Genomic DNA, 15,096 nt, shown 5'->3' with positions numbered 1-15,096 from the left:
TAAAGCCATAGCAATTAGAAACAACAGAGGTTATCAACCTCGAGTAGAAAAAAAAGATGAACACCGAATAAACAACTTTATTCGTGTGCCTGAAGTACGTCTTGTTGGAGACAATGTAGAACCAGGTATTTTTAAAACTGCGGATGCTATGCGTCTTGCGGATCAATTTGAATTGGATTTGGTAGAAATTTCTCCTAATGCTGAACCGCCAGTATGTAAAATTATGGACTATAAAAAGTTCGTTTACATGCAGAAGAAACGGGATAAGGAATTGAAAGCTAAGTCAACACAAATCGTTGTAAAAGAAATTCGTTTTGGTCCACAAACCGATGAACATGATTATGATTTTAAAAGAAAAAATGCAGAGAAGTTTCTTAAAGAAGGTTCTAAATTAAAAGCATTTGTATTCTTTAAAGGACGATCTATCATCTATAAAGAGCAAGGACAAATTTTATTATTGCGTTTGGCGCAAGATTTAGAAGACTACGGAAAAGTAGAAGCATTACCTGTTCTAGAAGGAAAGAGAATGATTATGTATATTGCTCCGAAGAAAAAGAAGTAAGCAGTGTTCAGTTGCAGTATGCAGCAAGACGCTATTAAAATAAGTAAGTAAGTTAAATTTAAATAAATTAGGGAAATTATGCCTAAAATGAAAACAAAATCTAGTGCTAAGAAACGATTTAAAGTTACTGGTTCTGGAAAGATTAAAAGAAAACACGCTTTCAAAAGTCACATTTTGACCAAGAAATCTAAAAAGCGTAAATTAGCTTTAACCCATTCTGCTTTGGTTCACAAAACAGATATGAAAAGCATCAAACAACAATTAAGAATTATATAATGTTTGTTGTTTATGGTTTGTTGTTTATGGTTTTCAACCCTAAACTCTAAACTTTTAAACTCTAAACTATTTATTCTTTAGGTTAAAACATTTTAAATAACCTTGGAGTATGGCCTCAAGTTCCCTTGATTAAATTCGGGACGCCTGCTACAAAAAAACAAGAAAATTATGCCAAGATCAGTAAATTCAGTTGCTAAAAGAGCAAGAAGAAAAAAGATAATGAAGCAAGCCAAAGGTTTCTTTGGTCGTCGTAAAAACGTTTGGACTGTTGCGAAAAACGCAGTTGAAAAAGCGATGGTTTACGCTTATCGCGATAGAAAACAAAACAAGAGAAACTTCCGTGCTCTGTGGATCATGCGTATCAACGCTGGTGCTAGATTAGAAGGATTAAGTTACTCTCAATTCATGGGTAAAGTAAAAGCTAACGGTATCGAATTGAACCGTAAAGTTCTTGCAGATTTAGCAATGAATCACCCAGAAGCTTTTAAAGCTGTTGTGAATAAAGTGAAATAAAAAACGTTTGTACAACCAGTTTGACTTACTTACTTATAAAAAATCCCAATCTTCGATTGGGATTTTTTTGTGTCTATAAATTTTTACTCTGAAATTACTCTAATTAAAAACTGCTGCGTTCTCCCCATCAAAACTCGCAAAAACCATACTTGGGTGCGAATCTTGGTGAAATAGGTTTCCGTCTTTATCTATAGAAATAGCACCTGCAAAACCGTCATACGGTTTCAATTCGGCAAAGGTTTTTTCAAATGCTCTTTCCAAGGTAAATCCATCTGTAACACGTGTTACAATTTTGGCTGCTGTGGCATTGCTTACAATGTCCTCTCCTACTCCTGTCAAACTAACCCCGCAGAAAGCATTTACATAATTTCCAGCAACGGTAGCACTATCGGATATTCTACCCGGAATTTCAAAGCCTTTACCTCCTGTTGAAGTAGCTGCTGCAAGTTTGCCATCGGCATCCAAAGCCACACAACCCACAGTCCCCATTCTAGTTGCTGCTAATTTTGCTTCGTATTCTGCTCGTCGTTGCGGAATCTCCGTAGAGAATTTTTCAAAGCCGTGTTGCCTAGCAAAGTTAGTTGCGCCGCTTCCTCCCAAAACTCTATCATCGACTTTCATTAATTCTAAAGCAACTTGTATTGGGTTTTTTACTTCTTCAATATTAATCACACCACTAAACTTCTCGGTAGTGCCGTCCATTAAGGAAGCACTCATTCTTATTTTTCCGTCACTTTGAATTTGCGAACCAATGCCTGCATTAAACAACGCATCATCTTCCAATAAAGAAACTGCATAAACCACCGTTTCTACTGCCGAATGCGTTTTTAAATACAAATACGAATCCTTAACAATCCGCAACAAGGCTTCTTGTTTAGCAACTTTCGTTTCGTGATTAGTGGAAGATTCCGAGAAAAAACCACCGTGGATTATTATTTTCATCTTTTTTAATGGGTATGAGGTTCTAGGTATAAGGTTCTAGGTATAAGGTTCTAGGTATAAGGTTCTGGGTATTAGGTGTGGGGTTTGGGGTACTGGGTGTGGGCTTTTGGATACTGGGTCCTAGATTATAAATTTTATTGACTAGAACCTAAGACCCAATACCCAGTACCCAACACCCAAGACCTAAAACCCAAGACCCAACTAAACGTATTGCGAAGATTTAATCGTCATTTTAAAAGTATCCAAATCAAAGGTGTCGTATTTACTCAACACATGCGTCACTAAATGGCTGATAGAAATAGGTTGCCCCATTTCAATTTGAGTTAAATTAGTATCTTTAATCTCACGGCCATCCACCAAAATCACAAGTCCCGATCCAATGGCTTCCATTTGTCTTCCATTGGTAATCAACAAACCGGTATCTTCTCCAAGACCAATTCCTAAAACTTTCGGATTCCCTACAACGGCTTGAAATAAACGACCAATTCGACCACGTTGTACAAAATGCGTATCAATAATAACATCGTCAATCAATCCAAGACCCGAAGTAATCTTCACTTCACCCTTCAGCAAAGCCTCACTACTACTCCCTTGGTAAATCATATTATTCGATGCAGCAGCAGCACCTGCCGAAGTTCCGGCATAAATAAAATTCTCATTTTTATACTTCTCCAATAAAATATCGTGAAATTGCGTTCCGCCAAGAATAGAAGTCAACCGCAATTGATCGCCACCCGTAAACATCACTACATCGGCAGCACGCAAACGTTCCAAAATCTCAGGATCCGAAGCTTGCTCCCGTCGCTCAATATTTATCACATCCGTATTGTGGGCATTTAAATAACCCAACGCTTTTACATATTCAGGCCCAATTTCCAAAGGAATTTTAGATGCCGTAGTAATGATTTCAATTCGCGATAATTCTTTATGCTTCGACTCATTAATCACTCGCTTCAAAATACCTTCCTCAAAGAAATTCAAATTCTTCGGAGCATCTTTATCCAAATTGGTTTCGGTAAAACTACCTTTATCCACAGCCCCACCTATTATAATTAATTTTCCATGTATTTTCATAACACAAAAATAACCAATTCAAAATATTGACCAAATGTTTTTTCTTTTAAGAAGCGAAACTTATCGACTACTTGTTAACCATTTTCCCGCTTTTCGTTACAATCTGTCATTGCGAGGAACGAAGCAATCTTCTTTCAACCATAGCATAACGCAATGACAGGATTTTCACTGCAATCGGGGCTAGGTGGTAATGGTATTGCTACTCATTTAGAAGTTCTACAGAAACTATCTCTTGAATACATCTTATTTTTCCTACATAGCAAAAATTAATTTTACCCTAATTCGGAAATAATCAAAATATTTATACTAAAAGATAGCACAGAATAAAAATTATTTTTTTATTTTTAACAAATACATTGCAATCCATTCAAAAACCTTAAGAAATTCCTATGAAAATCGATAAAATTCAAGCCCTACGCGGACCAAATATTTGGAGTGTTCAAAGAAAAAAACTAATCCAAATGCGTTTGGATTTAGAAGATATGGAACAACGTCCAACCAACAAAATCGAAGGTTTTCGGGAACGAATAGAAGCCACGTTTCCTACTATGATAGAACACCGTTGCTCCGAAGGTTGCCGCGGTGGATTCTTTTCTAGAGTAGATAAAGGCACTTGGATGGGACATGTTATTGAACATATAGCACTAGAAATCCAATCCCTTGCCGGAATGGAAACTGGTTTTGGTAGAACACGCGAAACCAAAACCCCTGGTGTATATAATGTAGTTTTCAGTTATACCGAAGAAAACGTAGGTATGTTTGCTGCCGAATCGGCCGTAAGAATTGCCGAAGCATTAATAGCCGGAACCGATTATGATGTAGAAGGCGATATCCAACAAATGCGTGAAATTCGCGAACGAGTTCGTCTTGGGCCATCCACAGGAAGCATTGTAGAAGAAGCTGTTGCAAGAGATATTCCATGGATTCGTCTTGGAACCAATTCCCTAGTACAATTAGGATACGGCATCAACCAAATGCGTTTTCAAGCAACCATAACTTGCAAAACCAGCAGCATTGCTGTAGATATTGCTTGTAATAAAGAACAAACTAAAAAAATGCTAGACGCTGCTTCCATTCCGGTGGCAAACGGTGGCATTTGTGTAGATGAAACCGATTTAGAGGCAGTTGTAACTAAAATTGGCTATCCAATAGTTCTAAAACCTTTGGATGGTAACCACGGAAAAGGTGCTTCCATCAATGTAAAAAAATGGGAAGATGCTATAGAAGGTTTGGCGTATGCCAAAAAATACAGCAACCGTGTAATTGTAGAAAAATTCATTACGGGTTATGACTTTAGAGTTTTAATTATCGATAATAAATTAGTGGCTGCTGCCAAAAGAGAACCAGCACATGTAAAAGGAGATGGAAACCACACCATCCAACAATTAATAGATGAAACTAATAAGGATCCAAAACGTGGATACGGACATGAAAATGTTTTAACACAAATTGATGTAGATCGAGATACCACCGATTTATTAGAAAAATTAGGCTATACACTAGAAACCGTTCCTAGAAAAGACGAGGTAGTTTATTTAAAATCTACTGCTAATTTAAGCACTGGCGGAACTTCGGTAGATGTTACCGATAGGATGCACCCAGAAAATATTTTCCTTTGCGAACGTATTTCTCGTGTAATTGGTCTAGACATTTGTGGAGTCGATATCATGGCTGAAAACTTAACCCAACCATTAAAAGAAAATGGCGGTTGTATTCTAGAAGTTAATGCTGCTCCGGGTTTCCGTATGCACTTAGCACCCTCTGAAGGGTTACCAAGAAACGTTGCGGCACCAGTTATTGACATGTTATATCCTCCGGGTAAACCAAGTCGTATTCCGATTATTGCCGTTACAGGTACTAACGGAAAAACTACCACCACTAGATTGATTGCTCATATTGTAAAAAATAACGGACTAAAAGTTGGTTTCACCACCTCCGATGGAATTTATGTGCAAAACCACATGATGGAAAAAGGAGATACCACTGGACCTGTTTCTGCCGAGTATATTTTGAAAGATCCAACAGTAGAATTTGCGGTTTTAGAAACTGCCCGTGGTGGAATACTTCGCGCAGGTTTAGGTTTCAGCCGTTGCGATATTGGTATTATCACCAACATTCAAGAAGACCATTTAGGTTTGTCCGATATTCATACTCTTGACGATTTAGCACGAGTAAAAGCAACCGTTGTTCGTAGTGTTAAAAAAGACGGCTGGGCAATTTTAAATGCCGAAGACGACCAATGTATAAAAATTGCCAACGAATTAAACTGCAACATTGCTTATTTTGCCATGGATGAAAACCATCCTAGAATGGTGCAATTTGCCAAAGAAGGGAAAATTGTAGCAGTACATGAAAATGGATACATCACCATCAAAAAAGGCGAATGGAAAATTAGGGTAGAACGCGCTACACACGTTCCATTAACCATGGGTGGAAAAGCAAAATTCATGATTGCAAATGTTTTAGCAGCAACTCTTGCGGCCTATTTACAAGGATTTAAAACTGAAGATATTAGCCTTTCTTTACAAACATTTATACCAAGTGCTGCACAAACACCGGGAAGAATGAACTTATTTGAATTTAAAAAATTCAAAGTTTTAATTGATTTTGCACACAACCCATCTGGATACAAGGGGGTAGAAGAATATTTAAGCAGTGTTGATGCCATCAAAAAAATAGGAATTATTGCTGGAGTTGGCGATCGTCGTGACGAAGACATTAAAGAATGTGCTACCATTGCGGCAAGAATGTTTGACCATATTATCATCCGTCAAGAAAAATACTTACGTGGTAGAAGTGAAGAAGAAATCATCGGATTAATATTAGAGGGTATTGCTGCTTCTGGAAGAACCGTAACTCATGAGATTATTTCTAAAGAAGTGGAAGCCATAAAACATGCTATAGACAATGCCGAAGATGGCAGTTTTATAACTGCTTTAAGCGATGTAGTTACCAATGCCATTAACATTGTTCAAGAATATTTGGACAAAGAAAATGAAGGAGGTAATTTGTAATTATTCCATAAGTAATTTCACTTTAAAAAATAACCAACACCTAATTTATATCCAAGTTAGGTGTTGTTGTTTTTTATTAAATTATGGTACAATAGTAAACTAACTAAAATATCATGTCAATTGACAACTAATTTACAATACAATTAAACATTCTATTAAAAATGAAAAAAATAATACTATCTGCAATAATCATGCTTACAATTGGAACAGGAAAAGCTCAAACAAAAGTTTATCAAGGCTCCTCCTCTTACATCAGTGATGCTATTTGCAATCTTAATAATAATAAAGTTTTCAAGAAAACATCTATTTATACTTCTGAAGTTATTTGCAATATAGAAAGAAATAAGATATTTAAAGGTTCAAGCACCTATTCAAGTGACCAACTTTATACTATATCGGACGGAAAAGTTTATAAAGGAAATTCGTCTTATACTAGTGATATCGTGATGACAATTAAGGACGGAAAAATATACAATAAAACTTCGACCTATACTAGCGATGTAATTGCTACTATTAAAGATGGTGAATTTTCACCTTCCGAAGGTGAATTTTCAGGTTCTAAAGGTGAAATTTCAGGCTCTGAAGGTGAATTTTGAGGTTATTTACCTGAAAACTTCAATTATAGAAAAATTACAATCGTTCTAATTTCTCTATCCAAGGATAATAAAAATTGACATTCACAATATCATATCCTAAAGTGGTGGAACTGTAAAGAGCAAAATATTCTTTTGCTTGTGGGAATTCGTTTTTTAAATAAAAATGAATGGCAAGGGTTAAAACCAGCATGTTATATCTTCCCTTTTGGAAAAAATCTTTTACGGGAGGAAACTCTTTTATAACAATTTGCTCCAAAAATGAAATTGGCACTATATCCTCCTGAAAAGTCCAAAGCAATCGACAGGCAATAACGGCAAAATCAGCTTTATCAAACGGATTGTTTAAAGAATTGAAAAAAGTATTTAGTTTTTCCAAATCTATATTTAATATCTGTTCCCACACTCCTATTCTAGCTTTCAATATCGGATGAATCTCAAAAGCACTTTCTTCTAGTTTTTGTAATGCAATTGCTAAATAGTCTTTGGCCTTAGCACTGTCTTGATTATAAAATGCCTTCTGACACAAGAGAAGGTTTTTAAATAAGAGTAAATCATACAAAGTGTTTTCTTGAATTGCGTCCAACCATTTTCCTAAAAAATCCTCCAATTGTTTTTCATCTACATAGGCTTGTAGCAAACATTTTTGAAGTAAAACCGAACGGTTTAAGGAATTGGTTATAAAATCAATAACCGCTTCATTATTTTTAACAGCTTGAAAATAGAACGTTTGAAATGCTATAACCAAATGTTCGTACACCTTTTGATTCTCTATCTCAAAAGGAATTTGAACAACCTCTTTTAGCAAATCAAAATCTTTATTTTCAATAGCTATTGCAATGACACTTTGTAGTTGATAGCCACCTAACCAAGTAGTAACAGGTAGTTTTTTAATGGTATCTAAAATTAAGAAACTGCAATTGGGCAATTGTTGCGAATAAATTTGAATGTTTTGATTGATTACATTAGTATCAAAATTAGTAACGTGTTGCCTAAATAGTTCCCAATTTTTAAACCCCACCGCAAAAGCAAAAGCATTTAAAATAAAACGGGATTGCGATTTGGGATTAGGCACTAAATCAAAAAGTCGTCTGAAGGTAGAACAACTAATTTTGGTGCCATTGTATTTAAGGATAGCGTTACTCAATGCCTGACAATCAAAAGTATCTACAACAGTGATATTGTAGGTTTCTTGCAAGTATTGTTTAATCCATTCGTGTTCGTTAGGGCTGATGGAGATTGGGGCTGGCATCGTGTTTTTTTTTTTCAAATATATAAAACACATTTCATTTGAACTCGTTTGAACGCATTTGAACTTATTAAGACAAATTTTGGAGGGTTTTAAGATTTAGATTTGTAGAAATAAAAAATAGGCTATGCTTACAAAAACAGATTATATAAAACTTTGGGAAGCTACTTTTCCAAAATCTATAAAGATAGAAATGCCTTCCTATTGTGAATATATAACAAGGAAAATACAATTTCAAGACTATCTAGATTTATTCTTAGGGAAAATAACGTATAACAGAACAACTGATGGAATAATTCTACTTAATGGTTGCGAAATTAATATTGGGCAACATCCTTTTGAAAAAGAAATTATAAATTTTGGAAAAAGAAAAATCAAATATATTTTAGTTGCAGAAGCACCTCCGGCATCTAAACTGAATAAAAAAGGTAAACTCATTGAAACCTATTTTTACAATAGTAATCATCTTGGAAACACACCCTATTTTAATTCATTTTGCAGGGCATTTAATATTATTCTCACTAATCCATTAACCAATACATTAAAATCTAACACTTTGTTAGAACTAGCAAATCAAGGAATTATTCTATTAGATTTATTTCCTTTTGCAATACCATTTAGTACTAGTTTAAGAAAAAAATTAATGGAAAGTGGAATTACAAAAGACTTTTGGGATGGTAGTGTTTACTCTATTAAAACTCAAATTTCGGCATTGTGTCCACATTTAGATTCTGAATGGGATTTGTGTTTAATAGCACCGCCGACCTTAAGTTGCCATATTGTTGGTGCTTACAATGCTATTTATATTACTCCATGTACTAATGGCGTTCACAATAATACTACTTTCAAAGTTTTACTTCCTACCCAAAAAAGAGGATGTGACCACAAAAAAGTAGCTTCTGACACTTCTGGAAATCCAAACGCTGAACTCGTTAGAGTTGCATTTAATTTACCAATATAATATTCACTAAATAATTCTATGATGAAAAAAATAATATCTTTATTAGGACTCTTTTTTGTAACAGCTTTTGCTCAATCTCAAGTTCAAACTGTATTCGCAGGACACCCTGGTGGTCTACAAGGTCAAATTGATGGAATTGGCACATCTGCTGGATTTAATCATCCTATGGGAATGACAATTGATGTTAATGGAAACTTATATGTAGCAGATAAGGATAACAATAGTATACGTAAAATAACACCGTCTGGTTTAGTAACAACCATTGCGGGTAATGTCAATGCTCAAGGCTATCAAGATGGGGATGTAAGTGTGGCAAAATTTAATAGGCCTCAAGGTTTAACAATAGACAATCTAGGAAACATATTTGTTGCAGATACAAATAATATGCGTATTCGAAAAATAACACCTGCTGGTATGGTAACTACTATAGCTGGTTCTGGTGTTGCTGGCTCTGCAAACAGTATTCCTCTATTATCTCAATTTGATAGTCCTGTGGGGATTATTATCAAAGATGGAATTATATATGTTTCTGAATCTTGTTCAATTCGGGCAATAAATTTATCTGTAGGGGTTGGATATGTCTATACTTTTGCAGGCTCTACATGTGGTTTTTCTGACGGTTCTACTTCAAACGCAAAATTTAACGCACCTCATGGAATGATTATTGATACAAATGGTAATTTCATTGTTGCAGATTCAGGAAATAATCGAATTCGTAGAATAGAACCAAACGGAAACGTATACACTATCGTCGGAAATGGTTCTGCTGGAAATGCAACTTCTTTTCCTGGACCAGCTACTTTTAATAGGCCTACAGGCATAACTTTAGATGAGTTGGGCAATTTATTTGTTACAGATCAATTTAGTGGCTACATAAGAAAGATAACTTCAGGTTTAAATGTCAGTAATTTAAATGTTGGAGGGCTCTACTGTACTGGAATAGTTAATGATAATAATGGTAATCTTTTTGTTTCTTATGAATATGCTAGTAATATTAAAAAAATAACAGGTGCAATTTTGAATATTGAAGAAAATAACAGTTCTAATAATGTTAAAATTTATCCGAATCCAACAAAAAACTTTATCACAATTGATTGTAGCAATCTTACTAACGTAGACGGTAATAGCGTTAAAATAACAAATACACTTGGCCAAGTAGTCTTCAATCAACTAATGAATGCACAACAATATACGGTTGCTTTAAATGGATTGACAGGTCAAGGGATGTATTTCGCAAACATTATTGATGCTCAAGGTAATGTTATATTTATTAAAAAAATAATTTTACAATAGAGTCAGGGAAGGTATAAAAAAAATAATTTAGTAATCAAATCGTAATGTGAACTGGTTATGAAACTTGGTCTGGCGGAGGAAATCATTGTGATCCTAATTGGAGTTAATCTGATCTATCTAATAAAGTGAATTGGAGCGGATCTAGTAAATATTGTAGTAGAAAATGTGCTTGCGAAGCAGATTAAGATTAATTAATTAAAAATAGTAAAAAGAGCTTTAGAAATTTCTAAAGCTCTTTTTTTTATTCCTCTTCCTCAGAAGCATTCGATTTGGAATAGTTTCTCCATTTCTCAATGCAATCGGCCATGTCTTTGGGTATTTCGGTATCAAATCGCATCATTTCACCTGATACGGGATGCACAAAACCTAAAGTTTTGGCGTGCAGTGCTTGTCTTGGTAAGGTTTTGAAGCAATTATCAATAAATTGTTTGTATTTGGTAAAAGTGGTTCCTTTTAAAATTAAATTTCCGCCATACCGTTCGTCGTTAAATAAAGTATGCCCAATGTGTTTTAGATGCACACGAATTTGATGAGTTCTGCCCGTTTCTAATTTGCAAGAAATTAAAGTTACATAGCCAAAACGCTCCAAAACTTTATAATGGGTTACGGCGTGTTTTCCTATTTCGGGATCGGCAAAAACTGACATTTGCATTCTGTCTTTTACGTGACGTGCAATGTTTCCTATTATGGTGCCTTCCTCCTCTTTCACGTTACCCCAAACAAGGGCAACATATTCTCTTTCGGAAGTTTTATCTTCAAATTGCTTTGCCAAATGTGTCATGGCCGCTTCTGTTTTGGCAACAACCAAAAGTCCTGTAGTATCTTTATCAATTCGATGCACCAAACCAGGTCGTTCGGAACTGTTTAAAGGCAAATTTTCAAAATGGAAAGCCAAAGCATTCACCAAGGTTCCAGTATAATTTCCGTGTCCGGGATGAACCACAAAATTTGCAGGTTTATTGATTAACAATAAGGCATCGTCTTCATACACTATATCTAAAGGAATATCCTCAGGATCTACTCTATTTTCAAAAGGTGGATGGGATAATAAAATACGAATTACATCCAAAGGTTTTACCTTGTAATTCGATTTTACAGGAATATCATTTACATAAATATCGCCATTGGTAGCTGCATTTTGAATTTTATTTCGTGTGGCATTAGGAACCATCAACATCAAATATTTATCAATTCTTAAAAATGCTTGCCCTTTTGGCACATCAAATCTATAATGTTCAAAAAGTTCTTCTTCTGGTTCTTGCAAATCACTATTATTGTTCATTTGGGATGGTATCTAAAGGCATTTCATTATTCGGAATAGTATCTAATTCGGTATCGTCAAAGACAACTTTCCCGTCTCCAAGCACTAAATCTATTTTGGATGCTTTCAACACTCTAGTTCCAGCTTTTATTTTCTTTCCGTTCATCCACATTTCCAAAACCATATCTTTTCCAATGTATGGAATATATTTTATAGTCCCTTCTTGTAAACCAATGGCTTTTAATGTTGGAACGGCTTGACGATAGGTTTTTTCAATTAAATCGGGCACTGCAACCATCTTAAAAGTAGCCGCATTTAATTTTATATAAATAGTTCTTCCACCTTTAACTTTTGAACCTGCAGTTGGCTCTTGTTGCGCTACAGTTAGCTTTGGGAAATTTGGATTGTAATCGATTGTATCAATGATCTCGTAATCTAAATCGAGTTCGTTTAATTTTTCTTCTACCTGGTCTTCGTTTAATTTTGCTAAATTGGGAACCGTAATTTCATTGCCATGATTGGTTACAAAGGTTATCCAATGAAAAAACAAAAATGCAATTACTGCCATTATAGCCATAGCTGCCAATACTTGGGCAACAAAAACTTTACTGGTAAGATATTTTCTAAAACTCATAAAATTAGTATTTATCGCAAAGATATAATTTTTATAATTGTTGTCCGATAAAACTATCAATTTACTTTGTTAAGCCATATAGATCTTGAGAAAATGGAGATGCAACTTATTTATTGAATTATTCTCGCAATACAGAGAGTCGCAAAGGATTTAGTTTTAAGCTGCGCCTTCGAACCTTTGCGAGACAAAATACTAATCATTTTATATCCCTAAATATTTTAATCCGACAAAAATGTTTTTTTATATCAATTGTGCATTACAAAATCAATTAAATGACAATCTATATAGTACAAGTTGCAACAATTGTGCTATTTTTGTATAGTAATTAAAATAAATCCTCAATGAACGTAGCAGTTGTTATGGGCGGATATTCTGAAGAATCGGTAATATCCTTAAGAAGTGGTCAATTAATCTTAAATAATTTAGATAAAGCTAAATACCAACCTTTTGAAGTACATATTCTTTTTAACGAATGGTATTGCTTAGTTGAGGGTGTAAAATATCCTATTAATAAAGCCGATTTTACTTTTGTAAAAGACAAACAAACCATAAAATTTGAGGTTGCTGTCAATACCATTCACGGAACTCCTGGCGAAGATGGCCACATGCAAGCCTATTGGGAATTAGTAGATTTACCTTACACTGGCTGTACTTTTTACCAATCGGCATTAACTTTTAATAAACGAGATACCCTTTCGGTTTTATCCAAATTTAATATACCAAAAGCCAATTCGATTTATGTAACCAAAGGCGATGCTGTTGATGGAGCTATAGTTGCAGCCGAATTAGGTCTTCCGTTTTTTGTGAAGCCAAACCAATCCGGAAGCTCTTTAGGGGTTTCAATGGTTACAACATTAGAAGATTTCCAAAAAGCATTAGATTTTGCTTTCGCAGAAGACAATGATATTTTAATTGAATCGTATTTAAATGGTCGCGAAGTTTCGGTTGGCGTATTAAAATACCAAGGAGAAACGAAAGTTTTAGGAATAACCGAAATTCTTTCGCAAAATTCTTTCTTTGATTATGAAGCCAAATACTTAGGGAAATCAGAGGAAATTACTCCTGCCAGAATATCCCAAGAAATAGAAAATCGAGTGGTAGAAACTGCCAAAAAAGTATATGAATCTCTAGGAATGAGTGGTTTTTCAAGAACCGATTTTATTATTATGAATGACATTCCGCATTTTATTGAAATTAACACCAATCCAGGATTATCGCCTCAAAGTATTTTTCCACAACAAGCCGCTTATGCTAAATTGGAAATGGGAAATTTGTTGGATAACGAAATTGGTTTAGCATTACAGAGGAAACCTATTTGGAAAAAATAGTTCCAAGTTTATTGTTTTTGGTTTATAGATGTTGCGATATCTATAAACTAAAAACCACAAACCATAAACCTATAAAAAATGAAAAAAGCTATATTTCCAGGATCGTTTGATCCAATTACCAATGGGCATTTTGACATCATAAATAGAGGAATTTCTCTATTTGATGAAGTGATTGTTGCCATCGGAATCAATGCCGAAAAAAAATACATGTTTTCTCTTGAAGATAGAAAACGCTTTATTGAAGACGCCTTTAAAGACGAACCCAAAGTAAAAGTTATTACCTATGAAGGTTTAACGATTGATTTGTGTCACAAAGCAAATGCACAATTCATTCTTCGTGGCTTGCGAAATCCTGCCGATTTTGAGTTTGAAAAAGCCATTGCCCACACCAATCGTTTATTATCCAAAATAGAAACCGTTTTCTTATTAACGGCTTCCAAAACTTCCTTCATCAGTTCGAGTATCGTTCGGGATGTTATAAGAAATGGAGGAGATTATACCGTTTTGGTACCAGATTCGGTTAAGTTAAAATAAAAAGTTGTCCCATGGGACAACTTTATAAAACTCTATAAATAATTAAAACAGTTGGTGATTATTATCCATAATTAGTTGCAACTTTAGGATTTCACGACTAAAAAAATAAAAATTCTAATTACTAGAAACATTCCCTCCAGAGGTTTCTTCTTTAGTAATATTTTTGGGCGCTCCGTCGTAATCTATGGATGCACCACTGGAAGCTTTAGCATTTAAACTTACCAAAGGATGCACGTCCAATGAACTTCCACTAGTTGCTTCGGCAATTACTTGGTTGGCTAAAAGATTTTCGGCATTTAGTTCGGAGCCGCTTGTAGAAGACGCACTAAACTTTAAAGTTTTACCCGACAGCGTAATGGTGCTCCCGCTAGTAGATTCGGCATCTATGGCATCCATTTCAAGGGTAGCGTCAATTTCGCTACCGCTAGTCGTTTTTACTCTAATTGTAGCTGCAGCACTAGTGCTTTTTAAAGTTCCACTGGATTTTATATTGGATCCGCTAGTTGCTTCAAGTCCATCAATTACTGGCATTTTTACACGAACGATTTCAACGTCGGCACTGTAAATATTTACATCGGAAGTTATTACTAAAGTTCCATTTTCTACTTTGGTAGTGATGTGGCTTAGTAAGTTTTGATCGGATTCCACTTCCACTTCCACGGAATTGGCTTGTTCAACAATAACTTCTATGCCTCTGCTTACCGAGATTTTAGTGAATCTCTCCGTGAGGGTTCTTTTTTCGGTTTGAACATTTCCCGTGCCTTTAATTCCGTCAAAGACATTCCCGTTGCAAGAGGTAAATAGTATTGCGACTGTGGTTGCAATTAACAATTTGGTACAAAAAATAATTAATTTTATCATG

15 protein-coding genes are annotated in these 15,096 nt (G+C 34.9%); 9 read left to right on the top strand and 6 right to left on the bottom strand.

Annotation, left to right across the window (positions count from 1 at the left end):
• Positions 1-13: 13 nt before the first annotated feature.
• The 3 genes from infC (at position 14) to rplT (ending at position 1,351) form a co-directional block, all read left to right on the top strand.
• On the top strand, positions 14-562 hold the full coding sequence (gene infC, locus ACIQ2J_RS04005) for a translation initiation factor IF-3 (RefSeq protein WP_396167151.1): 549 nt from the start codon (positions 14-16) through the stop codon (positions 560-562).
• A 78-nt stretch (positions 563-640) separates the two neighbouring features.
• Positions 641-838, top strand: a complete 198-nt coding sequence (gene rpmI / locus ACIQ2J_RS04000) for a 50S ribosomal protein L35 (RefSeq protein ID WP_022827375.1) — start codon at positions 641-643, stop codon at positions 836-838.
• A 168-nt stretch (positions 839-1,006) separates the two neighbouring features.
• Positions 1,007-1,351, top strand: coding sequence for a 50S ribosomal protein L20 (rplT, locus tag ACIQ2J_RS03995; protein WP_395065228.1), 345 nt, complete (start codon positions 1,007-1,009; stop codon positions 1,349-1,351).
• 99 nt (positions 1,352-1,450) lie between these two features.
• Here rplT and ACIQ2J_RS03990 read toward each other — a convergent pair whose 3' ends face one another.
• A complete protein-coding gene (locus tag ACIQ2J_RS03990; RefSeq protein ID WP_396166983.1) occupies positions 1,451-2,293 on the bottom strand; it encodes an isoaspartyl peptidase/L-asparaginase in 843 nt (280 codons plus the stop codon).
• Positions 2,294-2,494: 201 nt separating this feature from the next.
• Entirely contained in the window at positions 2,495-3,367 is an 873-nt protein-coding gene (locus tag ACIQ2J_RS03985; protein ID WP_396166981.1) for a cyanophycinase, read from the bottom strand.
• 389 nt (positions 3,368-3,756) lie between these two features.
• Here ACIQ2J_RS03985 and cphA point away from each other — a divergent pair, with 389 nt between their 5' ends.
• Positions 3,757-6,381, top strand: coding sequence for a cyanophycin synthetase (cphA, locus tag ACIQ2J_RS03980; RefSeq protein WP_396166979.1), 2,625 nt, complete (start codon positions 3,757-3,759; stop codon positions 6,379-6,381).
• Positions 6,382-6,542: 161 nt separating this feature from the next.
• Complete coding sequence (locus ACIQ2J_RS03975) at positions 6,543-6,977, top strand: hypothetical protein (RefSeq protein WP_396166977.1); 435 nt, start codon at positions 6,543-6,545, stop codon at positions 6,975-6,977.
• A 34-nt stretch (positions 6,978-7,011) separates the two neighbouring features.
• Here ACIQ2J_RS03975 and ACIQ2J_RS03970 read toward each other — a convergent pair whose 3' ends face one another.
• On the bottom strand, positions 7,012-8,226 hold the full coding sequence (locus tag ACIQ2J_RS03970; protein ID WP_396166976.1) for a hypothetical protein: 1,215 nt from the start codon (positions 8,224-8,226) through the stop codon (positions 7,012-7,014).
• A 124-nt stretch (positions 8,227-8,350) separates the two neighbouring features.
• Here ACIQ2J_RS03970 and ACIQ2J_RS03965 point away from each other — a divergent pair, with 124 nt between their 5' ends.
• Positions 8,351-9,184, top strand: a complete 834-nt coding sequence (locus ACIQ2J_RS03965) for a hypothetical protein (protein WP_396166974.1) — start codon at positions 8,351-8,353, stop codon at positions 9,182-9,184.
• Positions 9,185-9,205: 21 nt separating this feature from the next.
• Positions 9,206-10,477 (top strand): T9SS type A sorting domain-containing protein, encoded by a 1,272-nt coding sequence (locus ACIQ2J_RS03960; protein ID WP_396166972.1) that lies wholly within the window; start codon positions 9,206-9,208, stop codon positions 10,475-10,477.
• Positions 10,478-10,718: 241 nt separating this feature from the next.
• Here ACIQ2J_RS03960 and ACIQ2J_RS03955 read toward each other — a convergent pair whose 3' ends face one another.
• On the bottom strand, positions 10,719-11,759 hold the full coding sequence (locus ACIQ2J_RS03955) for an RluA family pseudouridine synthase (protein WP_396166969.1): 1,041 nt from the start codon (positions 11,757-11,759) through the stop codon (positions 10,719-10,721).
• Positions 11,749-12,372, bottom strand: coding sequence for a PASTA domain-containing protein (locus ACIQ2J_RS03950; RefSeq protein ID WP_396166967.1), 624 nt, complete (start codon positions 12,370-12,372; stop codon positions 11,749-11,751). The genes ACIQ2J_RS03955 and ACIQ2J_RS03950 overlap by 11 nt, the downstream gene beginning before the upstream one ends.
• Before the next feature lie 341 nt (positions 12,373-12,713).
• Between ACIQ2J_RS03950 and ACIQ2J_RS03945 the strand changes: the two genes are divergently transcribed.
• Both ACIQ2J_RS03945 and coaD read left to right on the top strand, forming a co-directional pair.
• Positions 12,714-13,700, top strand: coding sequence for a D-alanine--D-alanine ligase (locus tag ACIQ2J_RS03945; RefSeq protein ID WP_396166965.1), 987 nt, complete (start codon positions 12,714-12,716; stop codon positions 13,698-13,700).
• 78 nt (positions 13,701-13,778) lie between these two features.
• Complete coding sequence (gene coaD, locus ACIQ2J_RS03940; RefSeq protein WP_396166963.1) at positions 13,779-14,234, top strand: pantetheine-phosphate adenylyltransferase; 456 nt, start codon at positions 13,779-13,781, stop codon at positions 14,232-14,234.
• A gap of 114 nt (positions 14,235-14,348) precedes the next feature.
• Here the strand turns inward: coaD and ACIQ2J_RS03935 are convergent, their stop codons facing one another.
• Positions 14,349-15,095, bottom strand: a complete 747-nt coding sequence (locus ACIQ2J_RS03935) for a head GIN domain-containing protein (protein WP_396166960.1) — start codon at positions 15,093-15,095, stop codon at positions 14,349-14,351.
• Position 15,096: the final 1 nt, after the last annotated feature.

The sequence above is a fragment of the Flavobacterium sp. genome, from assembly GCF_044357305.1.
GTDB lineage: Bacteria > Bacteroidota > Bacteroidia > Flavobacteriales > Flavobacteriaceae > Flavobacterium.
Note: the sequence above shows the minus strand (reverse complement) of the source record. Positions and strands in the feature narration are given on the sequence as shown.